General features: G+C 66.8%; 27 protein-coding genes. 14 read left to right on the top strand and 13 right to left on the bottom strand.

All coding sequences use genetic code 11. The features are described from left to right. Positions 1-14: 14 nt before the first annotated feature. Positions 15-1,025 carry a thioesterase domain-containing protein gene (locus N2K98_RS00835; RefSeq protein WP_255864397.1) on the top strand — a complete coding sequence of 337 codons (1,011 nt, stop codon included), beginning with the start codon at positions 15-17 and terminating at the stop codon, positions 1,023-1,025. Between the two features lie 28 nt (positions 1,026-1,053). Here the strand turns inward: N2K98_RS00835 and N2K98_RS00840 are convergent, their stop codons facing one another. Continuing rightward, positions 1,054-1,806: an HAD-IIA family hydrolase gene (locus tag N2K98_RS00840; RefSeq protein ID WP_229951537.1), complete on the bottom strand. Its 753-nt coding sequence runs from the start codon at positions 1,804-1,806 to the stop codon at positions 1,054-1,056. A 162-nt stretch (positions 1,807-1,968) separates the two neighbouring features. On the opposite strand from N2K98_RS00840, the gene N2K98_RS00845 reads away from it, so the two are divergent. The 4 genes from N2K98_RS00845 to N2K98_RS00860 all read left to right on the top strand — a co-directional run bounded on the left by N2K98_RS00845 (position 1,969) and on the right by N2K98_RS00860 (position 5,006). Next, positions 1,969-2,637: a TrmH family RNA methyltransferase gene (locus N2K98_RS00845; RefSeq protein WP_227920975.1), complete on the top strand. Its 669-nt coding sequence runs from the start codon at positions 1,969-1,971 to the stop codon at positions 2,635-2,637. A gap of 124 nt (positions 2,638-2,761) precedes the next feature. Then, positions 2,762-3,781, top strand: coding sequence for a class II fructose-bisphosphate aldolase (gene fbaA, locus N2K98_RS00850; protein WP_255796190.1), 1,020 nt, complete (start codon positions 2,762-2,764; stop codon positions 3,779-3,781). Then, positions 3,781-4,203 carry a DUF3151 domain-containing protein gene (locus N2K98_RS00855; protein ID WP_255864396.1) on the top strand — a complete coding sequence of 141 codons (423 nt, stop codon included), beginning with the start codon at positions 3,781-3,783 and terminating at the stop codon, positions 4,201-4,203. Before fbaA ends, N2K98_RS00855 begins: the two co-directional genes overlap by 1 nt. A 179-nt stretch (positions 4,204-4,382) precedes the next feature. Beyond that, complete coding sequence (locus tag N2K98_RS00860; RefSeq protein ID WP_255864395.1) at positions 4,383-5,006, top strand: GyrI-like domain-containing protein; 624 nt, start codon at positions 4,383-4,385, stop codon at positions 5,004-5,006. A 1-nt stretch (position 5,007) separates the two neighbouring features. Here N2K98_RS00860 and N2K98_RS00865 read toward each other — a convergent pair whose 3' ends face one another. From N2K98_RS00865 to N2K98_RS00880, 4 genes are all read right to left on the bottom strand, one after another. Then, entirely contained in the window at positions 5,008-5,550 is a 543-nt protein-coding gene (locus N2K98_RS00865) for a DUF3592 domain-containing protein (RefSeq protein WP_255864394.1), read from the bottom strand. Between the two features lie 89 nt (positions 5,551-5,639). Continuing rightward, positions 5,640-6,095, bottom strand: a complete 456-nt coding sequence (locus N2K98_RS00870; protein WP_255864393.1) for a class F sortase — start codon at positions 6,093-6,095, stop codon at positions 5,640-5,642. A gap of 366 nt (positions 6,096-6,461) precedes the next feature. Beyond that, the gene (locus N2K98_RS00875; protein WP_255796186.1) at positions 6,462-6,932 is read right to left on the bottom strand and encodes an excalibur calcium-binding domain-containing protein; all 471 of its coding nucleotides are present in this window, start codon (positions 6,930-6,932) and stop codon (positions 6,462-6,464) included. 536 nt (positions 6,933-7,468) lie between these two features. After that, positions 7,469-8,062, bottom strand: coding sequence for a hypothetical protein (locus N2K98_RS00880; protein ID WP_255864392.1), 594 nt, complete (start codon positions 8,060-8,062; stop codon positions 7,469-7,471). A gap of 219 nt (positions 8,063-8,281) precedes the next feature. Here N2K98_RS00880 and N2K98_RS00885 point away from each other — a divergent pair, with 219 nt between their 5' ends. From N2K98_RS00885 to N2K98_RS00895, 3 genes are all read left to right on the top strand, one after another. Then, entirely contained in the window at positions 8,282-9,571 is a 1,290-nt protein-coding gene (locus tag N2K98_RS00885; protein ID WP_229951460.1) for an adenylosuccinate synthase, read from the top strand. 129 nt (positions 9,572-9,700) lie between these two features. After that, complete coding sequence (locus N2K98_RS00890; RefSeq protein ID WP_255864391.1) at positions 9,701-11,026, top strand: ATP-binding protein; 1,326 nt, start codon at positions 9,701-9,703, stop codon at positions 11,024-11,026. Continuing rightward, positions 11,023-12,804 carry a hypothetical protein gene (locus tag N2K98_RS00895; RefSeq protein WP_255864390.1) on the top strand — a complete coding sequence of 594 codons (1,782 nt, stop codon included), beginning with the start codon at positions 11,023-11,025 and terminating at the stop codon, positions 12,802-12,804. Before N2K98_RS00890 ends, N2K98_RS00895 begins: the two co-directional genes overlap by 4 nt. 10 nt (positions 12,805-12,814) lie before the next feature. On the opposite strand, the gene N2K98_RS00900 is transcribed toward N2K98_RS00895, so the two are convergent. Together N2K98_RS00900 and N2K98_RS00905 are read right to left on the bottom strand one after the other, a co-directional pair. After that, entirely contained in the window at positions 12,815-13,810 is a 996-nt protein-coding gene (locus tag N2K98_RS00900) for a DUF2804 domain-containing protein (protein WP_255864389.1), read from the bottom strand. 53 nt (positions 13,811-13,863) lie between these two features. Further along, a complete protein-coding gene (locus tag N2K98_RS00905; protein WP_255864388.1) occupies positions 13,864-14,349 on the bottom strand; it encodes a MarR family winged helix-turn-helix transcriptional regulator in 486 nt (161 codons plus the stop codon). A 165-nt stretch (positions 14,350-14,514) separates the two neighbouring features. Here N2K98_RS00905 and N2K98_RS00910 point away from each other — a divergent pair, with 165 nt between their 5' ends. The 4 genes from N2K98_RS00910 to N2K98_RS00925 all read left to right on the top strand — a co-directional run bounded on the left by N2K98_RS00910 (position 14,515) and on the right by N2K98_RS00925 (position 17,707). Further along, positions 14,515-15,243, top strand: coding sequence for an alpha/beta fold hydrolase (locus tag N2K98_RS00910; RefSeq protein ID WP_255864387.1), 729 nt, complete (start codon positions 14,515-14,517; stop codon positions 15,241-15,243). Between the two features lie 128 nt (positions 15,244-15,371). Next, a complete protein-coding gene (locus tag N2K98_RS00915; RefSeq protein WP_255864386.1) occupies positions 15,372-16,178 on the top strand; it encodes a carbon-nitrogen hydrolase family protein in 807 nt (268 codons plus the stop codon). 196 nt (positions 16,179-16,374) lie between these two features. Next, entirely contained in the window at positions 16,375-16,935 is a 561-nt protein-coding gene (locus N2K98_RS00920; protein WP_255796178.1) for an RNA polymerase sigma factor, read from the top strand. Beyond that, entirely contained in the window at positions 16,919-17,707 is a 789-nt protein-coding gene (locus tag N2K98_RS00925; protein WP_255864385.1) for a hypothetical protein, read from the top strand. The genes N2K98_RS00920 and N2K98_RS00925 overlap by 17 nt, the downstream gene beginning before the upstream one ends. Before the next feature lie 32 nt (positions 17,708-17,739). Here N2K98_RS00925 and N2K98_RS00930 read toward each other — a convergent pair whose 3' ends face one another. Then, positions 17,740-18,246, bottom strand: coding sequence for a CoA-binding protein (locus N2K98_RS00930; RefSeq protein ID WP_255796176.1), 507 nt, complete (start codon positions 18,244-18,246; stop codon positions 17,740-17,742). Then, complete coding sequence (locus N2K98_RS00935; protein ID WP_255864383.1) at positions 18,236-19,573, bottom strand: O-acetylhomoserine aminocarboxypropyltransferase/cysteine synthase family protein; 1,338 nt, start codon at positions 19,571-19,573, stop codon at positions 18,236-18,238. The genes N2K98_RS00930 and N2K98_RS00935 overlap by 11 nt, the downstream gene beginning before the upstream one ends. A gap of 125 nt (positions 19,574-19,698) precedes the next feature. Between N2K98_RS00935 and N2K98_RS00940 the strand changes: the two genes are divergently transcribed. After that, entirely contained in the window at positions 19,699-19,959 is a 261-nt protein-coding gene (locus N2K98_RS00940) for a hypothetical protein (RefSeq protein WP_255864382.1), read from the top strand. Here N2K98_RS00940 and acs read toward each other — a convergent pair. The 4 genes from acs to N2K98_RS00960 form a co-directional block, all read right to left on the bottom strand. Further along, the gene (acs, locus tag N2K98_RS00945; protein ID WP_255864381.1) at positions 19,956-21,929 is read right to left on the bottom strand and encodes an acetate--CoA ligase; all 1,974 of its coding nucleotides are present in this window, start codon (positions 21,927-21,929) and stop codon (positions 19,956-19,958) included. The two genes, N2K98_RS00940 and acs, sit on opposite strands and share 4 nt — an antisense overlap. After that, positions 21,905-22,756 (bottom strand): ABC transporter permease, encoded by an 852-nt coding sequence (locus tag N2K98_RS00950; protein WP_255796170.1) that lies wholly within the window; start codon positions 22,754-22,756, stop codon positions 21,905-21,907. Before N2K98_RS00950 ends, acs begins: the two co-directional genes overlap by 25 nt. Next, positions 22,753-23,802, bottom strand: a complete 1,050-nt coding sequence (locus N2K98_RS00955; RefSeq protein WP_255796169.1) for an aliphatic sulfonate ABC transporter substrate-binding protein — start codon at positions 23,800-23,802, stop codon at positions 22,753-22,755. The genes N2K98_RS00950 and N2K98_RS00955 overlap by 4 nt, the downstream gene beginning before the upstream one ends. A 143-nt stretch (positions 23,803-23,945) precedes the next feature. Then, positions 23,946-24,755, bottom strand: coding sequence for an ABC transporter ATP-binding protein (locus N2K98_RS00960; protein WP_255864380.1), 810 nt, complete (start codon positions 24,753-24,755; stop codon positions 23,946-23,948). 411 nt (positions 24,756-25,166) lie between these two features. Here N2K98_RS00960 and N2K98_RS00965 point away from each other — a divergent pair, with 411 nt between their 5' ends. After that, positions 25,167-25,784 carry an alpha/beta fold hydrolase gene (locus N2K98_RS00965; RefSeq protein ID WP_255796166.1) on the top strand — a complete coding sequence of 206 codons (618 nt, stop codon included), beginning with the start codon at positions 25,167-25,169 and terminating at the stop codon, positions 25,782-25,784. The last annotated feature ends 13 nt before the right edge of the window (positions 25,785-25,797 follow it).

The raw sequence follows: 25,797 nt of genomic DNA on the forward strand, positions 1-25,797 counted from the left end.
GCGGCACCGGTTCGATGGAACCGGAACCTACCGCTCCCGGGGATCTCCTTCGGACCACGGCAGACCTCCACCGGGTATCCCGACGCCGGTTCCTGGCCGGTTCGCTTGCGGGGATCCTGCTCAGCACCGATCTCGTTGTCACCGACCGCGTCCAGCACTACCGGGAAGAGCTGGAAATCCTGCGGGTGCCCGACGAGGACGCCGAACGGCGGTTTCCCCATGCCATGTGGTTCCTGTTCCCCGGCTACAAGACCAGTTGGGAGGAAACCGCCTGGCTCCTGCGCTCCCTGCGTCCGGCTTTGGCCACGCGGGGACAGCTGGCCGGGATCGGATATTCCAATCTGGGCCTGAAAGTCCCGGCAATCCTTGAGGCTGTGCACGCTTCCATCCGGGAACACTCGCTGACGCGCGTCTACTTTTACGGGCACAGCTTCGGCGGAATGCTGGCGGTACAGGTGGCCGCCGGTCTGGCCGGCCGCGGGGTCGCCGTCGACCTGATTATCCTGGATTCCAGTCCGTCCGGCCGGAATGCAGTCCGCGACCAGACCATGTTCAAGGGAGCGGTGTTCCTGTACGACAACGGCTACCGGATCACCACCGGGCTGCGCGGCGGCTACGAACTGGGGGAGCGCGTACTGCACCGGAACGAACGGTCCTGGCGGACGGTTGCGGAACAAACCCTGGAACAGCTTTCACCGTTGGCTCCGTCCAGCCGGCTCATCCAGTCCCAGGCGTCCTACATCTACCACTTCACGGCTCCCCGGTTCTCCGGATCACTGGGCGGGACAAAGCTGGCATTCATCGGAAATCCGGAGGACGGGACGGTGGACTACGGCGCGGCCCGGGCCGGCTGGGAGACAGCGTTCCCGGCGAACCTGCTGACCAGCTCGCTGGTCACCGAAGGAGCACGTCCCGCCCATGCCAGCCCGCAGTGGAACCCCGCGGTCTATCAGGACATAGTGCTGGAGGTATTGCGGCTCTTCGACCCGCCCGAAGCCGCAGGAGGTCACCGGGCGGAGGAATAACCCCCGCCCGGGCCGGTTCCGGGAGCACTCAGATGGTGTTGATCAGGTCCGCCACGGAGTTCATGATCTGCGTGGGCCGGAACGGATACCGGTTGATGTCCTCGCGCTGGGTGATGCCGCTGAGCACCAGCACGGTGTGCAGTCCCGCCTCGATGCCTGCCACGATGTCGGTGTCCATCCGGTCGCCGATCATGGCGGTGGTTTCGGAGTGGGCGTCGATCTTGCGCATGGCGGACCGGAACATCATCGGGTTCGGCTTGCCGACAATGTAGGGCTCCATCTTGGTGGCCGCCGTGATCAGTGCGGCAATGGCGCCGGTCGCCGGGAGCGGTCCCTCCTGCGAGGGGCCCGTGACGTCCGGGTTGGTGGCGATGAAACGCGCGCCGTCCAGGATGAGCCGGATCGCCTTGGTAATGGTGCCAAAGGAATAGGTGCGGGTCTCGCCCAGCACCACGTAGTCCGGAGCGGTGTCGGTGAGGATCATGCCTGCCTCGTGCAGCGCCGTCGTAAGTCCGGCCTCGCCCACCACAAAGCAGCGTCCGGGAGTGCCGGAGTTCTTCACCTGGTCCTTGAGGAACTCGGCCGTGGCCAGCGCGGACGTCCAGAGGTTTTCTTCCGGGACTTCCAGTCCCGAGGCACGCAGGCGTGCGGCGAGGTCCCGCGGGGTGTAGATGGAATTGTTGGTCAGCACCAGGAACCGCTTGGATGTGGCAACCCAGCGGTCAATGAGCTCAGCGGCACCGGGAATCGGGTGGTTTTCGTGGACCAGGACCCCGTCCATGTCTGTCAGCCAGCATTCAATGTTCTCGTTTTCGCCCACGGTCTCCCATTTCTCGCATACTGCATTTACTGCCTCGACTCACAGGGCACGCACGGCCGGGAACCTGTCCCGGAGGCGCCGGAAGCGGGCGTTGCCAGTCTTTCACCTTAGGCTGGAAGGGTGATAGACAGCCCCGAAGAAGTCAGCGATGACACCGTAGATGAAGCCGCCGCACCGTTGCACCAGGTGGGTGTGGGCCCCTGGGAGGGGCCGTTGCCGGAAGGGGATCACTGGGACCCGGAACTGCTGGCCAACGGGGACGCCCGCAACGTGGTTGACGAATACCGTTACTGGAAGCATGACGCGATTGTGGCGGACCTGGACACCCGGCGGCATCCGTTCCACGTTGCCATCGAGAACTGGCAGCATGATTTCAACATCGGCACCGTGGTGCGCACCGCCAATGCCTTCATGGCCAAGGAAGTGCACATCATCGGACGACGCCGGTGGAACCGCCGCGGTGCCATGGTCACCGACCGTTACCAGCACATCCGCAACCACCCCACCGTTGAGGACTTTGTGCAGTGGGCCCGCAGCGAAGGCCTGCACATCATCGGGATCGACAACTTTCCGGACTCCGTGCCGCTGGAAACCTATGAACTTCCGGAGAACTGCGTGCTGGTCTTCGGGCAGGAGGGCCCCGGCCTAAGCCCTGAAGTCCACGCCGCAGCGGATGCCACCCTGTCCATTGCCCAGTTCGGCTCCACCCGTTCCATCAACGCCGGCTCCGCTGCGGCCATCGCCATGCATGGCTGGATCCGCCGGCACGTCTTCGGCCAGAAGGTGGGCTAAGGACGGGCGCCGGAAGCCGCCGTCGTAATCGGCGGCGGCACCTGATGTCTCGGGGACACTTGTGGCTAGGATGTAAGGAGCCAACGAGGGCTGAAGGCCCTGCCGTATCGACCTTGGAGTCAGCATGCCTATTGCAACCCCGGAGATTTATGCCGAGATGATTGACCGAGCCAAGGCAGGGGGCTTCGCGTATCCGGCAGTCAATGTCACCTCCTCGCAGACGCTCAACGCTGCGCTCGCAGGTTTCGCCGAAGCAGGTTCGGACGGCATTGTGCAGGTGTCCACCGGCGGTGCAGCCTACTGGTCCGGCGCCACCGTGAAGAACATGGTCGCCGGTTCCCTCGCGTTTGCGGCTTACGCCAAGGAAGTGGCCAAGAGCTACAACGTGAACATTGCGCTGCACACCGACCACTGCCCCAAGGACAAGCTGGACGACTTTGTCCTGCCGCTGCTGGCCGCCTCCGAAGCCGCCGTCAAGCGCGGCGAGGATCCGATCTTCAACTCGCACATGTGGGACGGCTCGGCCGAAACCCTGGAAGACAACCTGCGCATCGCGCAGGAGCTGCTGGCCCGCACGGCCGCCGCCAAGATCATCCTCGAGGTCGAGATCGGCACCGTGGGCGGTGAAGAGGACGGCGTGGAAAACGCCATCAATGACAAGCTCTACACCACGGTCCAGGACGGCATGGCCACCATCGAAGCCCTCGGCGACGGCAGCAAGGGCCGCTACATCACTGCCCTGACCTTCGGCAACGTGCACGGCGTGTACAAGCCCGGCGGCGTAAAGCTGCGCCCGGAAATCCTCAAGGAAATCCAGGACTCCGTGGGTGGATCCATCGGCAAGGACCGGCCGTTCGACCTGGTCTTCCACGGCGGCTCGGGTTCCTCCGCCCAGGAGATCGCCGACGCCGTCTCCTACGGCGTCGTGAAGATGAACATCGACACCGACACCCAGTACGCCTACACGCGTCCGGTGGCGGACCACATGCTGCGCAACTACGACGGTGTGCTGAAGGTGGACGGCGAAGTGGGCAACAAGAAGCAGTACGATCCGCGCGTCTGGGGTGCAGCCGCTGAAAAGGGCATGGCCGCCCGCGTGGTGGAAGCAGCACAGAACCTTGGATCGGCAGGTAAGGCACTCTAATGTCAGACGAATTCCGCAAGAACCTCCTCGGCCCGGATGCCACCTACCTGCCGGAGGAGACCGACGTCGTCGCCCGCCTGGAGGCAGGCGACGAACCGGTGGATCTCGCCGCGAAGTTCCCCACCTCCTCGCAGGTGTGGGCCGCGCTCGCGGACGAGGCGTTCGAAGAGGGCCGCAACATCGAGTCCTACGCGTACGCCCGGGTGGGTTACCACCGCGGACTTGATTCCCTGCGCCGTGCCGGCTGGCGCGGCATCGGCCCCATCCCGTGGTCGCACGTGCCCAACCGCGGTTTCCTGCGCTCGCTGTACGCGCTCGGCCGCGCTGCCGCGGCGATCGGCGAGACCGAGGAAGTGGACCGGATCCGGAAGTTCCTCGACGATTCCGATCCGCAGGCCAAGGCAGCCATCGAAGGGCTGTAGGCTCCCGGCTTCATCACAACGACGGCGGTCCCCGGTCTTGCTGGGGGCCGCCGTTTTGGTGCCCGTTGCTTTTTGGTCCGGCCGGTTGCCCCTTCACCGGCCGGGCCTCCCGGTATTCGGGCGCAAACGCCTACGCTGGAAAGCCGCTCGAAAGGTGGCGCTCGAAAGGTGGACGGCGCATGGAAAAGTTCGACCTGAAACGGTCCTATCCGGAACTGTATGCGCCCGGCGGCGGCGACTTTACGCTGGTGGATGTGCCGATCATGCACTACCTGGCCGTGGACGGGCACGGTGACCCCAACACCTCCCCTGAATACACCCGGGCGCTCGAGTGCCTGTATCCGGTGGCGTATTCGCTGAAGTTCGCCTCCAAGGATGAATTGGAGGCGGACTTCACGGTCGGCCCGCTGGAAGGTCTGTGGCGGGCGGAGGATCCGGAGGCCTTTGTCCACCGCGACAAAAGCGCCTGGGACTGGACCATGCTGATTGCCCAGCCGGAGTGGATCACCCCGGAAATGGTGGACGCAGCTGTTGCCTCCGTTGAGGCTAAAAAGAAGCTTCCCGGCCTGGAGCAGGTGCGGCTGCAGACACTTACGGAGGGCTTGGCGGCGCAGATCCTTTTTATCGGGCCCTACGACGCCGAGGGGCCGGTCCTGGCCCGCCTGCACGACTCCTGGATGCCCGAACGTCACCTGACCTTCAACGGCGACCACCACGAGGTGTACCTCAGCGACCCGCGGCGGGCGGCTCCGGAGAAGCTGCGGACGGTGCTGCGCCAACCGGTGCGTAGCACCGCACCGTGATCTAGAGCGGCTTTTCCGCTGGCTTTCGGCGTCTCCTAATTAATCCCCTAATAATGGAGCGCGTACTCACCACCAAGGCGAAGCCACCCCCGGCCAAAAACAGGACTGCCGCCACGGTCATCCAGTCGTACTCGTCACGCCATTCTTCGACAACAGCTTCGGAAGGGTCAGCCGGGTTGTAGAACAGGGTTACCTCTTGGTCCTCAAGTCCCTCGGTTGGTGAATTCCGCACCGTATGGGTGATTGCGACCTCGTCCCCAGCGGAGGGCGAATAAATGATCGACGCGACGGTCTCGTCGGACCCGTACCGTGCTGTTCCGTGCCGTTCCACGTAAGTGCGCGTGACAACGCCCTGAGCGTGCACGCCCTCTGCAAGAAGGCGCCTGTCGTCCCTGACTCCGGCAATGTCCCAGTGGAGGGAAATACCACCGAGTGCCAGACAGATCAGAGCGGCTAAAAACGTCGATGCCTCATGCGGGGCACTCTTGCTCTTATCTTTGGACCTTGATTGGGTGCCGCCGGAACGCATAGTTGGTTTACCCATTGTTTCCCCCTGAAACTCTGCGCCACCGTGCCGGTTCCACGAACGGAGCCGCTGTTACTCCAAGACCCTAGTGCAGCAGCAGGCTGGCATCAGGGGACCATCGCGGCGTACACCACGTAATTGTCATCAAAGTGTCCGGTCTTCGGGTCATAGCCATCGCAGGTAATCATGCGAAGTTCCGGACCGGCGGTATTTCCGTACACCTTGGACGTGGGGAATTCGTCCTTGGGATACTGCTCCCCGCCGCGCACTGTGAAGACCGCTGTGCTGCCGTCCTCCCGGACCACCTCAATGCGGTCACCGGGGGAGAGCCGGCGGAGGCCGGCGAAAATCCCGGGACCGCCTCCCTCGGCATTGACATGCCCCAGCAGCACGGCCGGACCCGTCTCGCCCGGTGTGGGGGAGTGCTCGTACCAGCCCGCAGGCGAACCCGGTTTGCCCGAAGGGACCTGCAGCGCGCCGTCGGCGTCCAGGCCCAGGCGAATAAGTCTGGACGTCGCCCCGATCGAGGGAATGCGCAGCATCGCCGGTGCGGATTCCGGCATTCCCGCGGGCTGGGCATTCGGTGCCGCGGAAGGCGCGGCCGGCAGCGAGGACGACGGCGCGGGCACCGGTGCGGCCGTTACGGGGCTGTCTGGTGTCGGGCTGGTTGGTACGGGGACTGTTGGTGCAGGGACACCTGGGGTAGGAGAGTTCTGTGCCGAGGAGCTTGGGATGGGGGAATCCGGAATGGAGGCAGCGGGAACGGGAGTCGGGACGAACGCTGTTGCCGACGGAGTGCCGCCAATGCTGATCGGCCCGGCGCTGCTGACCCCCGCGAGGAGGAGAAGCGCGGCCGCCGCAGCCGCACCAAGGCTTCTGCGGCGGCCGCCCGGAGTGTTCCTCATGTCGATCCGCTCACCGGAATCCGCTTATTCCTGGCCGGCGAGACGCCGCCGAACCACGAAGGTGCCGCCTGCTGCCGCCGCTAGCACCAGTCCGCCGCCAAGGGCCAAGACTCCTGCGTTGGACTCCTCCGGCTCCTGCGGAATGCCGGTGTTGGCGCCGCCCGAGGGCACCCTGCCTACCTGCGCGGGCATCTGTTCCACATAAGACGGAATCCAGGTCCCGTTGCTGTCCATATGTCCCTGCGGCTGGGGCATGGGCCGGGAGGAGTCCTCACATCCGATGCCGTCCATGTCATTGTCCAGCCAGGCCCCGTAACGGGGATGGGTGGAGGGGATGTTGTAAGCGTCGTCCGCGGCTGCCTCGGTGCAGTTCGCGTACGGCATGGGCTGAGGATCCGGAGGTACCGGCGGCTGCGCGGCCAGCGCCGGTGTTGCCGAAAGGAGCCCGAATCCGGTGATGGCCGTCAATGTGAGGCCAGCTGTCGTCTTTTTCATGTGATTCCCTGCTTCCTGAGTAAAGGAGGGCATCCAGGTGGTGGATGACTCTGAAAGCGTAGGTATCCGGGTAATCGCACCGCTTCCCCCGGGTAGGAAATTGGGCACGGCAGAGCCGAAATAGTTCGCCGGGGCAAAGGTTGCTCTCACGCAACAGCTTTCGTCGGACTGATTCGGACTGATTCGGACTCATACGGGCTGGGATGGCACCGGATGGTGTCGAATCCCGTCAAATTCCTGCGCTTTGTCCTAATCCCTGCAGTTTGTGTCAATCCCCTCGCTGCGCGGCGCAGGGATCCCGACAAAGCGCGGGGATCCGGACAGACCGCGGGGATCCCGCGCAGGATCCCGACAAAGCGTGGGGACCCCGCGCGGGGATCCGGACAGACCGCAGGGATCCCGACAAAGCGCGGGGATCCGGACAGACCGCGGGGATCCCGACAAAGCGCAGGGGCCTATCTACTCAAACTGGAGGAATCCGGCGGGCAGGTTCGGCGTATCTCGCCACAAGACGGCAGGAGCCCCGGCGTACCTGCTCAGGGCTGGATGGTTGTAGTGACGGCGACAATCTGCGGGGCAGCCGGAACGGAACTGAACCCGAATTTCACCGGCGGCTCGACCGGACGCAACCCGCCCAGATCGGAACCGTCCCACGCTGCTGTCGCACCCGTCAGCGTGCGGATGGACCGGACGCCGTAGAACTCCCGCCGCCCGCCGCCGGCTGACCCGGCAGTTCGAACCCCCGGAACCAGCAGACCGGCCACGGGATTGATCAACCGCAGCCACCACGGAGCCACGGCCAGCGGCCCCGGCACGTGTTCCAATACCCGGCCCAGGAAGGTCACCGGCCCCAGCACCGCCTCCAACCGCAGCGGTCCGGCGGCGACCCGGAGCGTCTCCGGGGAAAGGACTGCGTCCACGGGTGCCACCACGGTCCGGTCGAAACTGTAGGTTTCACCGATATACCGGGCCGCCGCGTCGGACGGGGCCAGCAGTGTGCGTACACCGGCGTCGTCCTCGGCCATCACATCGGTGAAGGCGCCCAGCGGGGAATCGAGCCAGTGCCCAACCACGAGCCTCGTGCCGGAGGCAGTGCCCAGCCCTGCAATGTATCCCCGGAATCGGTCCATCCGGCCACGCTACCTGCGAAGCGCCGCAGATGGATGCCCCTGCAGCGCATTCTCGAGTGAGGAACAGCATGATCGGCTAAACTTGGCAGGTAAGAGCCCCGCAAACTTGCGCCGAGGTACGCCGTGAGGCATGACGGTCCAAGTTCAGGGGCGTTCTCATGCACGGTAGCGGATCTGCAACCAAGCAGCTCCGTCCCGTATCTAATGGGGGAGGATCCCATGCCAGCTATTGTCATCGTCGGCGCCCAGTGGGGCGACGAAGGTAAAGGTAAGGCCACCGACCTGCTCGGCGGGCGCGTCGACTACGTCGTCAAACCCAACGGCGGAAACAATGCCGGCCACACCGTCGTCGTCGGCGGTGAAAAATACGAACTCAAGCTGCTGCCCGCAGGCATCCTCAGCCCCAACGCGATTCCGGTGATCGGCAACGGCTGCGTGGTGAACCTTGAGGCACTCTTCGCCGAGATCGACGGCCTCGAATCCCGCGGTGCGGATACGTCCAAGCTCCGGATTTCCGCCAACGCGCACCTGGTGGCCCCGTTCCACCAGGTGATGGACAAGGTCACCGAGCGCTTCCTGGGCAAGCGTGCCATCGGCACCACCGGACGCGGTATCGGCCCGGCCTACATGGACAAGGTGGCCCGGCTGGGTATCCGCGTGCAGGACATTTTCGACGAGTCCATCCTGCGCCAGAAGGTCGAAGGCTCCCTGAAGCAGAAGAACCAGCTGCTGCTGAAGGTCTACAACCGCCGCGACATCGACGCCGAAGAAGTGGTCCAGTACTTCCTCTCCTACGCGGACCGGCTGCGCCCCATGGTCATCGACTCCACCTACGAGCTGAACTCCGCCCTGGACGAGGGCAAGGTCATCCTCATGGAGGGCGGCCAGGCAACCTTCCTGGACGTGGACCACGGCACTTACCCGTTCGTCACGTCCTCCAACCCGACCGCGGGCGGCGCATCCGTGGGCTCGGGTATCGGCCCCACCCGGATCACCCGCTCCGTAGGCATCATCAAGGCCTACACCACCCGCGTCGGTGCCGGTCCGTTCCCCACCGAACTGTTTGATGACATGGGCCTGTACCTGCAGAAGACCGGCGGCGAGTTCGGAGTGAACACCGGCCGTCCGCGCCGCTGCGGCTGGTACGACGCCGTCCTGGCCCGCCACGCTTCCCGCGTCAACGGCTTCACGGACTACTTCGTGACCAAGCTGGACGTGCTGACCGGCATCGAGAAGATCCCGGTGTGCGTGGCGTACGACGTCGACGGCGTCCGGTTCGACGAGATGCCGATGACGCAGACCGACTTCCACCACGCCAAGCCGATCTTCGAGTACTTCGACGGCTGGACCGAGGACATCACCGGGGCCAAGAGCCTCGAGGACCTGCCGGACAACGCCCGGAACTACGTGCTGGCGCTGGAAAAGATGTCCGGCACGCGCTTCTCCGCCATCGGCGTGGGCCCGGACCGCGACCAGACCATCGTGGTGCGGGACCTCATCAACGAGTAGCTTTTCCCGCGGTCAGGGACGGTGCCGGCGACGGCATCGTCCCTGACGCGTTTAACGTCCCGGGAGCCCGGCGTAACACCTGCAGGACAGGTGCGGGGAACCCCTGTGGGGTGAATTAGGATTTTTCCCATGGGGGGAATCAGCGAAGAACTTGTCAGCAGTCTGCAGCGCGCCGTCGAGGCCAACCCGCAGGAAACCACGCTCCGGCTGCACCTGGCCGAGCTGCTGCTGCAGGCGGGCCGGGCCGTGGAAGCACTCGGACAGATCAACGCGGCCCTTGGCCAAGAGCCGGGTAACGCCGCCGCGCTGGCACTGTTAGGCAGGACGGCAGCTGCCCTGAACCCGGGCACTCCGCCCGCCCCCGGGCCGGATCCCGCTCCCGGGCCGGATCCCGCGGCCGCCCCGGGAGAAGCACGGGAGCCGGAGCCGGAGCCGGAGCCGGAAGCGGGAAACAACGACGACGGCGACCGCGGTTTCGACTGGGCTGCGGCAGAGTCTGACCTCGGGGCGGAGCTCCCGCCGCCCTTCGTCGAAACACGGAACGGAGATCCGGGCACGCCGGCGGCCCCGCCGCTGGAACCGTCGGCCCCGGCGGTGACCCTCGCCGACGTCGGCGGACTGCGTGACGTGAAGCAACGCCTGCACGAATCCTTCCTGCAGCCGATGAAACACGCGGAAATAGCCAAGGCATTCGGCAAGTCGCTGCGCGGCGGCCTGCTGCTGTACGGACCTCCGGGGTGCGGCAAGACCTTCCTGGCCCGGGCCGTCGCCGGGGAACTCGGTGCCTCGTTCATCAACGTCACGATGACGGATGTGCTGGATGCCTACGTGGGCGGCACGGAGCGGAACCTGCACGAGGTCTTCACTGAGGCCCGCCGCCGGTCCCCGGCCGTGCTGTTCCTCGACGAGGTGGACGCGCTGGGTATGCGGCGCAGCAGCCTGACCGGCGGCTCCGCCTGGCTGCGGCAGATGGTCAACCAGATGCTGCTCGAAATGGACTCCACCTCCGGGGAAAACGACGGCCTCTACATCCTCGCTGCGACGAACCACCCGTGGGACCTGGACGACGCATTGCTGCGCCCCGGACGCCTGGACCGGATGGTCCTGGTCAGCCCGCCGGACCCGGAGGCCCGGGATGCCATCCTGCGCTACCACCTATCCAACCGGCCGATCGCCGGCATCGACATCCCCGCCATTGTCCACCGCACCGAAGGCTTTTCAGGGGCCGATCTGGAACACATCTGCGTCACTGCTGCCGAAAAGGCCATGACCGTGTCGATCGCGGACGGAGAGCTGCGGCCCATCGGGATGGACCACATTGAAGATGCGCTGGCGGAGGTCAACGCGTCCACCCGGACGTGGCTGGAACAGTCCCGCAACGTTGTTCGGTTCGCCAACCGGGACGGCCGCTACAACGACCTCGCCGAGTACCTGCGCTCGCGGAAGATGCTGTGAGCCCACTGCTGCACCGGGAGGCCATCCGCGCGCGGGTCGAGGTGCTGGCCTCTTCCGGCCGGAAAGCCGATGCCCTGGCCCTGCTGCAGGAGCAGGCTCCCCACCATCTGGACGAACCGTGGCTCCACGCGGATCTGGCCCAGCTGTACGTCAGCCTGGAACGCTACGCGGAGGGCGAGCAGGCCGCCCGCCAAAGTCTGTCCCTTGACCCGGAGGGGCGGGAGGCGCTGCTTCTGCTCGCCATTGCCCAGCAGGAGCTGGAACGTTCGGCGGAAGCCAGGGATACGGCCGCGACCGCCGTCGCGCTCTACCCCGACGACGCCGTCGCGCACCGGATTGCCGCGGCCGTCTATGTAGGCTCCGACGACGAGGCGGACCGGAAACAGGGTTGGGCGCACATCCAGCGCGCGTTGGAACTGAATCCGCACGATCCCGAGCAGTACGTGGTTGCCGTTTATGCCAATACAGCGGTCAGCGGTCCCGTCGCGCTGAGTCGGCGGTTCCTGGAAGAGGGGCTCTCGCTCGATCCCGGAAACCGTCAGCTGATTCTGGCCAGCGCGGCCCTCCAGGAATCCCCGGCCGGGATCGACCCCGCCGCCCTCGTGTCGTCGCTCCTGGCGGTCAATCCGCAGGACCGGGTAGCCCTCGACTCTCTGCGCGGTGAGTTCTTCCGGCGGCTCACCAGCCTCGCCTTTATCCCGTGGCTGCAGGTTCTGGTGTTCGGTTTCCTGGCCACGTCCCTGGCCAATCAGGGAAACATCGCCTTCGTGGCCCTGGTCCTGGTGGTCCTGTTCGGGGCGGTGGCTTTTGTGCAGCGGCTGCGGCACGGACATCGCTACGCGCTGGGCCTGGATGGTGTCCGTATTGATGACAAACGGGGGATGGCGGGAGCAGCCGCGGCACTGGCAGCTCTGGCCGGTGCCGGCTTCGCATCCCGCTGGCTGACGCCGGATGCCGCAGCGAGCGCCGTCCTCGCCCTGGTCCTGGCGGGTGTGCTGCTGGCTGTTGCCGGCGTCCGGCTGCTGCTGCATCTGCGGCGTTTTCCGCCCGGATACGCTATTGACCTCCTCCGTGGGAACCGGCGTGCGGGAGGCGGGGCGGCTGCCGCCTTCGCGGCCTTCGGTGCCGCCACCGCGGGCACCCTGTGGACTGCGGGGGACAGCAGCGGTGCGGCCGGAGGGTTCCTGTTGCTGGCCGCGGTCATTATGGCGGCTGCCGCCGTCCATCTGCTGGAAGGAGCCGAGCGGGAAACCGTGCCGAAATGGCGAGCCGACGGTTTCGAGGACTATCGGGAATGGCGGATCAAGATAGGCCTCCGTCCGTTCTGGTACCTGGTTGTCGGCGTTGTCCTGGGTTTCCTCCCGCTCCCTTCCGATCCGCTCGGCGCCAACCCGCTGACCGGCGTGATGGCGGTTGCTGCCGGCGGGTTCGTCCTGGTCCGCGGCATCTACACGACCGCCCTGCTGCTTGCCGCCCCGGACGAGCACCGCGAGGCGGGTCAGCGCCTGGCCATCCGTGCCGAAGGCGCAGGGACCCGGGTCCTGATTCCCGGGAACGTGGTTGTTACCGCCGTGCTGCTGGTTCCCCTGGCCCTGGTGGGCCTCGGTGCGGGCATGCTGTTCACCGGGTCCGGTCCCTCCGTCTGGGTGGACTCCGTCGATCTGCCGCAGGCACCGGACTTTCTCCGCGGCGGGGACACCCCGGAAATCCCGGACGTCCCGGGGCTCACGCCCGAACCGGCCCCCACCTGGCGCGTCCCGGGCCCTGAAGACCACTGACCGGCCCGGGCTACCAGCGGTTCCGGGCCTCCTCGATCCAGCCGCCCAGCCCGTCCAGGGAATACTCGGTGCCGTCCGGGGTGCGCGCGGTTCCGGTCCAGGTGCCGAAAGCCTGCCAGGTCCGGGCACTGATCACGACGGCGTTGGTCACCGCGGTGCGGCGGTGGAAGGGGGTCAGGGTGGCATCGATCCACGGTCCGTGCACCCGCCAGGCCGACGCCGGATCGGCGAGATCGTACGCAAACTCCAGTTCGCCGTCGTAGTGGTGCAGCCGCCCGTCCACTATCAGGGCGTTCTCCGTAGCCGGCGTGCCGGCGGTCCACTTCCCTCCGATCTGCAGGCCCAGCCGGGTGCCGTCCACCGTGCCCGAGCCCACGCCCCAGTTCCAGCGCTGCGAGTACGGCCAGCGCCCGCGGCCGCGGTCCAGCACCGCAAAGGAATCCGCTCCGCCTACCGGATACGTCCGTCCATCCACGGTGACGGTGCCGGAAACCCGGCGGGCCACGTCCTTGAGGGTGTACTGGTAACGGCTCGCTGACCACGGCACCACCACCCCGAGGACGTCTCCGTCCGCTTCAGCGAACAGGTCCGCCGAGATCCGGGAAGACGAGGCCTGCAGGCGGGTGCCGCCGTCGGCGTCGTGGAAACGCAGGCCGGCACCGCCGAAGGCTCCAAACGCTGTCAGCGGCGGCAGCGTATCCGGCAGGGAGACGTCCGCGTAGGAGGGCAGGATCTTCAGCGGATCCAGGCTGGTCTCCTTGCCCGTGCCGCGTTCGAACACGTACAGCTGCAGGGTGGAGGCGTAATCCAGGTGGGCAATGGTCAGGCCGACGGCAAGCTCGGGGGTAAGGATGCCCCAGTACTCCCAGCGCTTGGTCCGCCACCCGCCCTTGGCGCCCGAGGGAACCACGGGACGGTGCAGGGCGCTGCGGGCAAAGCCCACGGCTGCCGGATTCAGCACCCCGGCAGCCGAGCCGAGGTCAACGGGGGCGGTGATTTCATCCATGTGGCCCAAGTCTAGGGGGCGCGAGCGGTCCGCCTTGCCGCCGCAGCCTTGGTCTATCGGTTGCCGGCACGCCGCCGGGTTGCATCCAGAATGTCCTGGAGAGTCCACATTGCTGCTTCGAAGTGTTGCTCTCCCGCGTATGTTCCCCACAGGTGTTCCAATTCACGGACTTTGTCCGAAGCTTCGCTGAGCATCTGCAGACCCCGCGGGGTTGGCAGGATCAGTTTTGCCCGCGCGTCAGCGGGGTCGGGAACGCGCATCAGGTATCCCAGAGCCTGCAGCTCATTCACCAGTTCCGACGTGGCGGCGAGGCTGAGCTGTGCCCTTGCGGCGAGGGCCGTCAGACGGATGCCCTTTGTGCCGATATTGCCGGTGATCTGCAGGTGGGCGGGGCGGAGATCCCCGTATCCGCGCAGGTCTGCCTCTTCCAGCAGTTCACGCCGGAATTCGGCCAGGAGCCGGACTAGGAGCTGGCCGACGGGGAGCCGCCTCCGAGCGGAATTTTCGGTAGCGGAATCTCTTGACGGCGGCAGTGACATGGTGGAGAGTCTATGCCATAAGCTTCGGAATCCGAAGCATTCTAAGGGTTCATCTTAGGAGGCGTCATGGATACGAAAACAACGTCGACCGTGGTCCCTACAGCCGTAGGACCCCTCAGAATCCGCCGGATCGGCGCGGGTCCACCGACGTTCCTTTGGCACAGCATGTTCGTTGATTCGGAGACTTTTGCCTCCGTCACGCAGGAGCTCGGGCGCGGGCGTGAGCTCTTCCTGGTGGACGGTCCAGGGCATGGAGACAGTCCAGGCCCCCGACGGCTCTATTCATTGCAGGACTGCGCGGCAGCGGCGGTGCAGGTGATGGACGCCCTTCAGGTTGCCGCCCCGGTTGATTGGGTGGGTAACGCGTGGGGCGGACACATGGGCATACTCCTGGCAGATAGCTCTCCGGCCCGCATCAGGACCTTGGTGACCATCGGAACGCCGGCCTATCCGCTGTCCGGGGCCGATCGCCGGAAGACCGCACTCCTGGTCCCGCTGTACCGGATTGTGGGCCCGCGGCCACTCAGCAAAGTTGTGGTGGACGCGCTGGTTGGGCAGGGAGCCGCCAAGAGCGCGCCTTCTGCTGCATCCGTTGTTGCCGCCGCCTTTCAACGCGGCGACAGGCAGGGAAAATACTGGGCCATGCGCTCGCTGATGCTCCGCCGTCCGGATCTTCGCCCGGTCCTGCCGCGGCTGCAGGTGCCAACTCTGATGATGTCCGGCCGGGATGATCCCATGAACGACGTCGGTGAGGCGGAACGGGCGGCCCGTTCCATGCCTGCCGGTCGGTTCGTTCCTGTGACGGGCGGTGGACACGTCGCGCCGCTGCTCGTGGCTCCGGATGAGGTCACCCGGACCATCCTGGAGTTCTGGGCCGCTCAGGACGGCGGATAGCCTCCGGGCTTGGTGCGGCCGCTGCACTGGCCCAGTCACCGATCTGCCGCTTCACGGAGGATCCTGCAGAACAACGCTGACCTGCTCTAGGCTGGGGACAAGCGAGCCCGAAACGAAGGTGGTCGAAAGTGTTAGTCAGCGTCGGTCAGTTCAGCCCCTCCGGTGAGGTCCGGGAGAACCTGGACACCATGCGTTCCCTGGCCGGCAAGGCCCGCGCCGAGGGCTCGGAGCTGATCATTTTCCCCGAAGAATCCATGTTCAGCATCGGCAAGGTGGAAGGATCGCTGGCCGCCGCCGTCGACGCCTCCTGGACCACCTTCGTCTCCCAGCTGTCCCTGCTCGCCGCCGAGCTGGAAATCGCGGTGATCGCCGGCGGCTACGAGTCCAGCGGCGAGGAACGGCCGTTCAACACCCTGGTCCTCATCGATTCCACCGGACGGATTGTGGACACGTACCGCAAGCTTCACCTCTACGACGCGTTTTCCTACGCCGAATCGACCCGGATCAAACCGGGCGACGGCGGCGTGAAGGTTATGCAGGTAGGGGACCTCCGGGTGGGGGTCATGACCTGCTATGACCTGCGCTTCCCGGAACTGGCACGGGCGCTCGCCGACCTCGACGCGGATTTGCTGGCTGTGCCGGCGGCCTGGTTCAAGGGTGAGCACAAGATCGACCACTGGGAAACCCTGCTCAAGGCGCGTGCCATTGAAAACACGCTGTGGGTTGCCGCGGCGGGAACCTCCAGCCGGCATACCGTGGGCCACTCCGCCATTTTGGACCCCATGGGAGTGCCGCAGGCCGCGCTGGAGGACGAGCGTGAGGCCGTAGTGACGGCGGACGTCACCCGCCAGCGGATCGACGACGTACGGCAGTTCCTGCCGGTGTTGAGGAACCGCCGCTTTGCCGGAAATGCGCGGATTGTGGAGGCGCACTAGGTCTGGGCCGCCCTGCCGAAAAAATTTCCCAGGAGCTGCGTAACCTTTTCGTACCCGTCCGCGATTACCTGTTTGTAACGGCCGCGCCGAGGCTTATCCCCCCAACGAGCATCGGTGCGGCCGTTGCACGCATGTCTACGGCAGTGGACGCGGTAGCATTTGGACCACTCCCGCTTCCCAGGAAAGTGAATCCGCCGTGCCTGCACCGCTTACTGAGCAAACGCTCCGTGATGCGCGTGCCCGAAAACCGGCGGCTTTGCGGGAAATCTACGACGACTTCGCGCCCGGCATTCTCGGCTACCTCCGCTCCAAGGGGTGCGATGACCCCGAAGCGCTCACGCAGGAAGTCTTCCTGACGCTGTTCTCCAAACTGGACACGCTTAAGGGAGGGCTCCGCGGGGCCCGTACCTTCGCTTTCTCCGTTGCCCACGCCCGTATGGTGGACGACGTCCGACGGCGCGAGCGCGAGCCGGTAATGGCCGTGTTCGATCCGGAGCTGGACCGCCGTGAAGCCGAATCCGCGGAAGAAAGCGTGCTCGGCGCCGTTGCGGGAGCCGAGCACCTGCTGGAAGGGCTCACGCAGCAGCAACAGGAAGTCCTGCTGCTGCGCGTGGTGGCCGATCTTTCCATTGAAGAATCGGCGAAGATCATGGGGCGCAGTGCCGGTGCGGTCAAGCAGCTCCAGCGCCGCGCACTGGGTGTACTCAAGAACCAACTCGAACGGAAGGAGGTACCGGACAATGAACGAGCATCCTGAAGGGCAGGACAAGCTCTATGTCCGCGGCCTCCTGGCGGAAGCCGGCGTCGAGGAGTCTCCCGAACTGGTTGAACAGCTGCTCGCCCTGCGCATGCAGTCCCGTGTTCCTGCGCCGGAACCCGACGAAGAGCTGGCTGCCCTTTTCGCCGGCAACCCCGTGCCGCTTCGCCCCAGGGTTCGGCGCGGCCGCGGCATCATCCTCGGCGCTGCCCTGATCGGGGCCATGGGCGTCGGTGCCGGCGGCGTCGCGGCCAACCCTGACTTCCTGATTCGAGCGGATCCGAGGCCCGAAGTCACCTTCACTCCGGAAGCGCCCACGCTGCAACGGTCCGAGCCCGCTGCCCCGGAGGCGGTTCCGGATCCGCTGCCCGCTGCCGCCGTTCCGGCGGCGGAGCCCGCGCCGACTGCGGCAGCCGTCCCTGTACCCGCACCCGTCCCGGAGCCCGAGCCGGAGCCGGAGCAGGCACCGGCTCCGGCTATCCTCCCTGCCCCGGGTGTGAAGCCGGGCAACCCTCCCCTTCCGGTCATCGGGGGCGGCCACGGGATTGTTCCGGACCCGCCTCGCGGCGATGACCTTCATGAGGGTGCCAACGCCGGCGGCCGGGCCGCCAACGGAGCGGGAGCGAATCTGGCCGGTGACCGTGAATCCTCGCGCCAGGACTCGCGCTCGGGTTCGCGCCAGGACTCGGACGCAGGGTCGGATAAAGACAAAGGCCGGGGCAACGGCGGGGCCGGCTCCCCCGGCCGCGGTTCGCCCCACCGGGACCGGTAGGCCCGGCCGCGCAAAACCCCGCTGCCCGGCTGCTAAGCCGTCAGCTGCCGCTTGGAGGAGATCACCCCGGTGTTAAAACCGGCCAGGTTCAGGCCGCCGTGGAAGCGGGCATGCTCGATCTTCACGCAGCGGTCCATCACCACGCTCAGTCCTGACGCTTCGGCCTGCCGGGCAACCTCTTCATGCCACGACCCCAGCTGGAGCCAGAGGGTCCCGGCCCCTGCAGCTTTCGTCTCCGCCAGCACCGCCGGCAGGTCCTCGTGCCGGCGGAACACGTCCACGATGTCCGGGGCCTCGGGCAGGTCCGCCAGCGAGGCATACACCGGTCGGCCCAGGATCTCCTTCGCCGTCGGGTTCACGAAATACACCCGGTACCGCGAGGAAGAGAGTAGATACGTGGCGACGAAGTAGGACGCACGCGAGGGCTTGTCCGAGGCCCCGACAATGGCGATCGACTCGGCCGAGCGCAGCAGCGCAAGCCGCTCCGGCGCCGTCGGGCCGGTCCAGGTGCGTTGCCGGGCAGTGGTGTCAGCGGACATGGGCAATCTCCTCCTCAACAGACGGAACGGTGGTGGGCGCAGCCCCGGTGGCCGCCGTCAGCGCGGAATCCAGGTCCCAGAGAATGTCATCCAGGTCCTCCAGACCCACCGAAATGCGGATCAGGTCCTCGGGAACGCCGGCGCTGATGAGCTGGTCGGGCGACAGCTGCTGGTGCGTGGTGGACCCCGGATGGATCACCAGCGTGCGGGAGTCACCCACGTTGGCCAGGTGGGAGGCAAGCTGCAGGGACTCGATGAAGGTCTGCCCCGCCGCCCGTCCGCCCCGGACCCCGAAGCTGAAGACCGAGCCGGGCCCCTTGGGCAGGTACTTCCGCGCCCGCCCATAATGCGGATGCGACGGCAGCCCGGCGTAGCTGACCCAGGACACCCGCGGATCCGCTTCGAGCCATTCGGCCACCGCCTGTGCGTTGCGAAGGTGTTCGTCCATGCGCTGGGCCAGCGTCTCCACACCCTGCAGCAGCGCAAACGCCGACGTTGCACTCAGCGCGGGGCCGATGTCACGCAGCTGCTCGGAGCGCAGCTTGGTCAGGAACCCGTATTCGCCGAAGTTCCCCCACCAAGAGATGTTGCCGTAGCTGGGTACCGGTTCGGTCATGGCCGGGAACTTTCCGTTGCCCCAGTCGAACCGGCCGCTTTCGACGACGACGCCGCCGAGGGTGGTGCCGTGTCCGCCCAGGAACTTCGTGGCGGAATGGATAACGATGTCCGCGCCGTGCGCGAACGGCTGGACCAGATACGGGGTGCTCAAGGTGGCGTCCAGGATCAGCGGCACACCGGCGTCGTGAGCCACCCGGGCCAACGCCTCGATATCGGTGACTTCGCCGCTGGGATTGGCGACGACCTCGGCGTACACGGCCTTGGTGTTCTCCTGCACCGCCGCGGCATAGTCCGCCGGATCGGTGCCCGGGACAAACGTGGTGTCGATCCCGAACCGGCGCAGGGTCACGTCCAGCTGCGTGAGCGTGCCGCCGTAAAGCTGGGCGGACGCCACGATGTGGTCCCCGGCGGAGCAGAGGGCGGCGAAGGTGATGAATTCGGCGGACATGCCCGACGCCGTCGCCACCGCTCCGATGCCTCCCTCCAGGGCGGCAATGCGCTCTTCGAACGCGGCGACGGTGGGGTTGCCGATCCGCGAGTAGATGTTGCCGTACTTCTGCAGGGAGAACAGATTGGCGGCGTCGGCGGTGTCCTTGAAGACGAAGGACGTCGACTGGTAGATGGGGACGGCGCGGGCGCCGTGCAGGGCGTCGGGGGTGCCGCCGGCGTGCAGGGCACGCGTGCGGAAACCGAACTGATGTTCACTCATGGGCAGAGTGGTCCTTCCTCGGGTGATGCCGGGCGGATCGGGGAGCTTCCCGTTGTGGTTTGGTGCCGGTGTGGGCTTAGGTTGCAGGTAGGGGCGCGTGCGCCGCGGGCACTCAGGAGGTCGGAGTGGACGAATACGTGATTGTTGTCGAGACGGGCTACAAGATGGCCTCGGCCGCGCACCGGGTGACCTTCACCGAAGCGATGGGCAGGCGGGAGGCCACCGGGGTGTTCCTCGACCTGATCGAGGGTCGGCGCGAGGACCTGCTGCCGTCCCGGACGGACAGCTACATCCTTGAGGTTTCGCCCACCGAATTCCTGCAGGTCCACCAGGCCATGGGCGGAGCCGTGGTGCTGGACCGAGTCACGCTGACGCGCAGACACTAGCCCTCCCGCCGGCGCCGGAGTTCGGCGGAGATCTGCGTGATGCAGGGTTCGTTCTGGAGGCTGCTGGTATCGCCCAGCGGGGTCCCCTCGAACAGCTGGGCCAGTAGGCGGCGGAGGATCTTCCCGGACCGGGTCTTGGGCACGTCGCGGACAACAACGACGGCGGCGGGCCGGGCGATTGGTCCGATCTCCCGGCCCACGTGCGCCCGGAGGTGCTCGGCGGCCGCGTCCGGGTCCGCGCCCGCCGCAAGCACCACAAACGCGACGACAGCATGTCCGGTGCGGGGATCGGCGACCGCGCAGACACCGGCTTCCACCACCCAGGGATGAGAGACCAGTGCCGATTCGATTTCAATGGTGGACAGCCGGTGCCCGGACACGTTCAGCACGTCGTCCACCCGGCCCAGGATCCAGGTGTCGCCGTCGCCGTCGTACCGCGCGCCGTCACCGGCCAGGAACCAGCCCTGCTGTGCGTACTGCCGCCAATAGGAGTCGAGGTAGCGCCGCGGGTCGCCCCAGACCGTGCGGGCCATGGCCGGGCCTGGCCGGTCCACCACTATGTAGCCCTGGATGTCCGGCGGCACCCGATTGCCGTCCGCGTCCACGATCCGGGTGCCGACGCCGGGCAGCGCCCGGGCCGCGCAGCCGGGCTTGAACACGGTGTCAGTAGGCCGCGGGGAGAGGATGGCCGCACCCGTTTCGGACTGCCACCAGGTATCGAGCACCGGCACCTCGCCCCGGCCGAGTTCGCGGCGGAGCCAGCGCCAGGCCTCCGGGTTAACGGCCTCGCCCACGGTGCCGAGCAGGCGGATGGAGGAGAGGTCATAGACGTCCGGGATGCCGTTCGGGAACCAGCCCATCAGGGACCGCACCAGGGTGGGGGCGGTGTAGTAGCTGGTCACGCCGTAGCGTTCGATGATCTCCAGATGCCGGCCCGGATGCGGGGTGTCCGGGGTGCCTTCGAAGATCACCTGCGTGGCACCGTTCGCGAGCGGTCCGTAGATCTCATAGGTGTGGGCGGTGACCCAGGCCAGATCGGCGGTGCACCAGTGCACGTCCGCGCTCCGCTGTGCGGGATCGGGATGGCTGAAGAGGTACGCGTAGCTCTCCGCCGCCTGGGTCAGGTAGCCGCCGGTGGTGTGGACCAGGCCCTTCGGCCGGCCGGTGGTGCCGGAGGTGTACATGATGAACAGCGGCGCCTCCGCGTCGAACGCGGCGGGAGTATGCACGTCCGACGCCGTCTCCACCGTTTCGTGCCACCACACGTCACGGCCGTCCACCCAGGTGACCGGGGAGCCGGTGCGGCGGACCACCAGCACGTGTTCAACGGTGGCCGCCCCGGCGACGGCGGTATCCGCGTTGTCCTTGACCGGCACGGCCTTGCCGCGGCGGTACTGGCCGTCCGTGGTGACCAGCAGCTTGGCGCCGGTGTCCCGGACGCGGAACTTCAGCGCTTCGGCGGAGAACCCGCCGAACACCAGCGAGTGCACGGCACCGATCCGGGCGCAGGCCAGGGTGATCACGATGGTTTCCACCAGCACGGGCAGATAGATCACCACCCGGTCGCCGGCCCCGATGCCCAGGTCCTGCAGGGCGTTCGCGGCACGGCTGACCTCGCGGAGCAGCTCGTTGTAGGTGAGGGTGCGCCGGTCGCCGGGCTCGCCTTCGAAATGCAGGGCCACCCGGTTCCCGCGGCCGGCCGCCACATGCCGGTCCACGCAGTTCACCGCCGCGTTCAACCGGCCGCCGGCGAACCATTCGATGGCAGGAACGGTGTACTCGGCGTCGGCCTCCGGGATGTCCGGTCCGCTGAGCCGCTGGGGTTTTTCAAAGGTGTGGGCCGTGTGCCACGGCGTTTCCCACTCGAGGCGGCGGGCAGCGGATTCCCAGAACGCAATGCGTTCGCTTTCCGTGGCCGGCTCCGGCAGTGTGGCGGAGACTGCGGTCAGGCCCATTTCTTCACCGCCCATTTCTCCGCGATGCCCAGCAGGGCATCGGTGGCCTTGCCGAAGACGGCGAGCGTGATGATGGCCAGGAACATCCGGTCCGTCCGGCCGTTGTTCTGCGAATCCATCAGCAGGAACCCCAACCCCATCGAGGACGCAATCAGTTCGGCCGCGACCAGGAACAGCCAGGACTGGGCCAGCGCGAGCCGCAGGCCGGAGCAGACCGCCGGCACCACGGCCGGCAGCTGGACGGTGGTCAGCAGCTTCACCCCGCGCAGTCCGAAGGCCCGGGCCGCCTCCACCAGGTTCCGGTCCACATGGCGCAGGGCCAGGGCAACCGTGGTGAAAACGGGGAAAAACGCGCCGATGGTGATCAGCGTGATTTTGGAGTCCTCACCGATCTTCATCCACAGGATCAACAGGGGCACCCAGGCCAGGGACGGCACCGCCCGCAGGGCTCCGATCACCGGGCCCAGCAGGGCATCGGCCAACCGGGACAGGCCGAGCAGTGCGCCCAGGACCAGCCCCAGCGCCGAGCCGATGGCGAAACCGGTGAGCACCCGCTGGGTGGAGATCGCGATATGGGTGCCGAGCTGGCCGCGCTGCACCAGATCAGCTGCGGCGTTGTACACCGCTCCGGGGGAGGGCAGCTGCACTGCGCTGAAGACTCCGGCAGTGGAGGTGAGCTGCCAGGCGGCGAGCAGCAACACGGGGACGAGAAGTCCTAAGCCGAGCCGTGCAAGCCGCTGATCCAGCCAGCCGCCGGCTCTCCCGGCGGGTGCCTTCAAGGTGCCGCGGGCCGGCGTCCCGCCGGTCCGGGTCGCAGCGGCGGAAGATGCCGGGGCGCTCATGAGGACGCTCCGAGGGCATCCGGATCCGCGTTCTGCACATAGGAGTCGTCCAGAAGGCTGTCCAGGGCGTCGTCGACCTGCTCCTGGCTGGCCACGTCGCCGGTCTCCACCAGCGTGGGGCCGATCTTCGCCAGGACACTGCGCTGGGCCTCGCCGGGTGCCGGGTCAACGTCCAGGTTGCTGCGCTCCAGAATCACCGTTTTGGCGACTGCGGGGTCCAGTCCGGCCACATCGGCCAGGATCTGCGCGGTTTCGTCCGGGTTTTCCGCGGCCCAGGCACGGGCCTTTTCATAGGCGTTGACCACGGCCTGCGCCTGCTCGGGGTCCTCCGCCAGGAAGGATTCGTTGGCGGCCAGGAGCCCGTAGGTATTGAAGTCCAGGTTGCGGTACGCCAGCCGGGCGCCGTTCTGCTCGGCGTCGGCCATGATCGGATCCAGCCCGGCCCATGCATCGACGGCCCCGTTGTCCAGCGCAGCCCGGCCGTCAGCGTGCTGCAGCTGCTCCACGGTGACATCCGAGAGGCTCAGGCCCGCCTCCTCCAACGCCTGGACCAGGAAGAAGTACGGGTCTGTACCCTTTGTTGCGGCTACGGACCTGCCCGCCAGATCCGCCACCGAGGTGATGTCGGAGTCGGCGCCGACCACCAGGGCGGCCCATTCCGGCTGGGAGAACACATCGATGGCCTTGATCGGGGAACCGTTGGCCCGGTTCAGCAGAGCCGCCGAGCCCGCGGTGGAACCCACATCGATGGCACCGGAGCGGAGGTTCTCATTGGCCTTGTTGGAGCCGGCGGACTGGACCCATTCCACCGTGACTCCCTCCTCGGCCAGGGAGTCCTCCAGCCAGCCCTGGTCCTTGATGATCAGGCTCAGCGGGTTGTAGGTAGCGAAATCGAGGGTCAGGGTGCCGCCGTCGGCGTCTTGGACGGCGGACGCACCGGTGGAGTCTTCTCCGGCGACGCACCCGGTGAGGGCAAGGGCGGCGACGGCGGTGGCTGCGGCGAGCGTGCGGGCGGTGCGGTTCTGGAGTGGAGAACGGCTGTTCATGGGAATCGATTCCTTAGGGAGGCGAGGCCTGCGCCGGGTACGCGAAAGCGTCCGGCTGCGGCCGTAAGCGGGTAACACGGGATAGCTCCGCCCCGGAAAGGGGCAGGAGCGGGCCGGGAGAGCTCCCGGGTGGGGATGGGGGTCTAGTGGCGCTCGACGCCGAGAAGGGCGAGGAGCTCGCCGCGCATTCGGGCCAGTTCCGCCGAGGCCCGGTCACGGGGCCGGGCGCCGGGAACGGTGACAACCTCGGTGATGGTGGCACCGGGGGCGCCGTCCTGGCTGCCGAGGACAATGATGCGGTCCGCCAGCTGCAGGGCTTCATCCACGTCGTGGGTCACCAACAGTACCGTGGCGGGCGCTGCCCGGTGCAGGGCGAGCAGCAGGTCCTGCATCTTCAGCCGGGTCAGTGCGTCGAGGGCACCAAAGGGTTCATCCAGGAGCAGGACGCCGGGTTCCCGGGCCAGCGCCCGGGCCAGGGAGGTCCGCTGGGCCATGCCCCCGGACACCGCCCGCGGCCGGTGCTTGGCGAAGGCGGACAGTCCCACCAGGTCCAGGAGCTCGGCAACCTTGGCCTTCCCCCGGCTGGCGCTCGCGGACTTGGGCAGACCGATCGCAATATTGGCCTGCAGCGTCTGCCACGGCAGCAGCCGCGGTTCCTGGAAGGCGACGGCGCAGCGGTCGTCTATCCCGCTGACGGACTTGCCGTCGATCAGGATGCTGCCGTCAGTGGGCAGGTCCAGGCCGGCGGCGGCCCGCAGCAGGGTGGACTTGCCGCAGCCGCTCGGGCCCAGGATGGCCAGCACCTCGCCGGGCCGGACCTCGAAAGTGATGTCCCGAAGGACTACATGTTCGTTCGGTCCGGAGCCGAAGCTGCGGCCGAGCCCGGCGAACTTTACCGGCAGGGCCGCACTGGGTCCTGTGCCGGACGTGGAAGAGGGCAGTACTGCAGTCATAGAAACACTCCATCGATCCTGGCAGTAGCACCCTACGGAAGGTGTCCTGAGCCGGGATAACGGCTTCCTGCGACACCAGCCTCGTTATTGCCGCAGTTCAAGGAGGAAATGCGGCAACCAGGGTTGCTGCGGCTTCATCGATCCAGGTCTCTCAGCCGCTCGGGATGGTCAAGCACTACTAAACGCCGGATCGGCGGATCCGACAAGTCCCGGCAGGTTGCCCGCGTTCACATAAAGAAATGTTCGACGCCGCGTCGCCGGTCCATCGTCTGCGGCACTTCGATGCACCTGCCGCCTGCGGGCATTGACCTCGCGCGCCGTCGGCTCCTAATTTTGGAGAAGGGTGCGGTTGGGGCGAGCACCCTTTAGCTCTCCAGCATCTTCCTACCCCCCAACCAGCAGGAGCCGGCCATGGAATCAGCTTCGGGTGCCTCCGGAATCGTGATGTCCGCCGATGGAACGCCCATTGCGTGGTCCCGGCGGGGCAGCGGCCCTCCGCTGGCGATCGTCGGACCCCTGCTGGCGCACCGCAGCAGTCCCGCGACGGTGGTCCTGGCGGATGCCCTCTCGAAAAACCATACGGTCTACACCTATGACCGCCGGGGCATCGGCGAAAGCGGCATGGGCGAGGAATACACGGCGGAGTCGGACGTCGATGACCTGCTCGCCGTCCTTCAGGTAGCCGGGGGATCAACTGACCTTTACGGCTTTGATGAAGGCGCGTTCCTGGCGCTGAGGGCCGCGGAGGAATCCACGGTGGTCAGCCGGGTGGTCGCGCTGGAACCAACCCTGTCCCTCGCTGACGGGGAGGACGAACTGATGGTCCTGCAGACCGAGATCGAGGGCCTCAGCGGCGTCAGCATCCCCGTTCTCGTTATGGCCGGCAGCAGCAGCGGCGACGATACCCAGGACCTGGCGCGGCAAACCGCCGAGGCCTTGGACTCCGGGGAGTTCCTGCTGGTGGAATCGGATACCCGCGGTATTCCTGATGCGGCCCTGACCGACGCCATCGAGTCTTTCCTGGCCTAAGCTGGATGCCTAT

The organism is Arthrobacter jinronghuae, assembly GCF_025244825.1.
GTDB classification, from domain to species: domain Bacteria; phylum Actinomycetota; class Actinomycetes; order Actinomycetales; family Micrococcaceae; genus Arthrobacter_B; species Arthrobacter_B jinronghuae.

Coding starts and splice junctions, on each gene's coding strand:
- N2K98_RS00840 (WP_229951537.1), bottom strand. CDS start 1,806: ATGGACGGGGTCCTGGTCCACGAAAACCACCCGATTCCCGGTGCCGCT.
- N2K98_RS00950 (WP_255796170.1), bottom strand. CDS start 22,756: ATGAGCGCCCCGGCATCTTCCGCCGCTGCGACCCGGACCGGCGGGACG.
- N2K98_RS00960 (WP_255864380.1), bottom strand. CDS start 24,755: ATGACTGCAGTACTGCCCTCTTCCACGTCCGGCACAGGACCCAGTGCG.
- N2K98_RS00910 (WP_255864387.1), top strand. CDS start 14,515: ATGTTCGTTGATTCGGAGACTTTTGCCTCCGTCACGCAGGAGCTCGGG.
- N2K98_RS00955 (WP_255796169.1), bottom strand. CDS start 23,802: ATGAACAGCCGTTCTCCACTCCAGAACCGCACCGCCCGCACGCTCGCC.
- N2K98_RS00875 (WP_255796186.1), bottom strand. CDS start 6,932: ATGAAAAAGACGACAGCTGGCCTCACATTGACGGCCATCACCGGATTC.
- N2K98_RS00835 (WP_255864397.1), top strand. CDS start 15: ATGGAACCGGAACCTACCGCTCCCGGGGATCTCCTTCGGACCACGGCA.
- N2K98_RS00855 (WP_255864396.1), top strand. CDS start 3,781: ATGTCAGACGAATTCCGCAAGAACCTCCTCGGCCCGGATGCCACCTAC.
- N2K98_RS00890 (WP_255864391.1), top strand. CDS start 9,701: ATGGGGGGAATCAGCGAAGAACTTGTCAGCAGTCTGCAGCGCGCCGTC.
- N2K98_RS00935 (WP_255864383.1), bottom strand. CDS start 19,573: ATGAGTGAACATCAGTTCGGTTTCCGCACGCGTGCCCTGCACGCCGGC.
- N2K98_RS00900 (WP_255864389.1), bottom strand. CDS start 13,810: ATGGATGAAATCACCGCCCCCGTTGACCTCGGCTCGGCTGCCGGGGTG.
- N2K98_RS00925 (WP_255864385.1), top strand. CDS start 16,919: ATGAACGAGCATCCTGAAGGGCAGGACAAGCTCTATGTCCGCGGCCTC.
- N2K98_RS00965 (WP_255796166.1), top strand. CDS start 25,167: ATGGAATCAGCTTCGGGTGCCTCCGGAATCGTGATGTCCGCCGATGGA.
- N2K98_RS00865 (WP_255864394.1), bottom strand. CDS start 5,550: ATGGGTAAACCAACTATGCGTTCCGGCGGCACCCAATCAAGGTCCAAA.
- N2K98_RS00860 (WP_255864395.1), top strand. CDS start 4,383: ATGGAAAAGTTCGACCTGAAACGGTCCTATCCGGAACTGTATGCGCCC.
- N2K98_RS00880 (WP_255864392.1), bottom strand. CDS start 8,062: ATGGACCGATTCCGGGGATACATTGCAGGGCTGGGCACTGCCTCCGGC.
- N2K98_RS00930 (WP_255796176.1), bottom strand. CDS start 18,246: ATGTCCGCTGACACCACTGCCCGGCAACGCACCTGGACCGGCCCGACG.
- N2K98_RS00885 (WP_229951460.1), top strand. CDS start 8,282: ATGCCAGCTATTGTCATCGTCGGCGCCCAGTGGGGCGACGAAGGTAAA.
- N2K98_RS00870 (WP_255864393.1), bottom strand. CDS start 6,095: ATGCCGGAATCCGCACCGGCGATGCTGCGCATTCCCTCGATCGGGGCG.
- fbaA (WP_255796190.1), top strand. CDS start 2,762: ATGCCTATTGCAACCCCGGAGATTTATGCCGAGATGATTGACCGAGCC.
- N2K98_RS00905 (WP_255864388.1), bottom strand. CDS start 14,349: ATGTCACTGCCGCCGTCAAGAGATTCCGCTACCGAAAATTCCGCTCGG.
- acs (WP_255864381.1), bottom strand. CDS start 21,929: ATGGGCGGTGAAGAAATGGGCCTGACCGCAGTCTCCGCCACACTGCCG.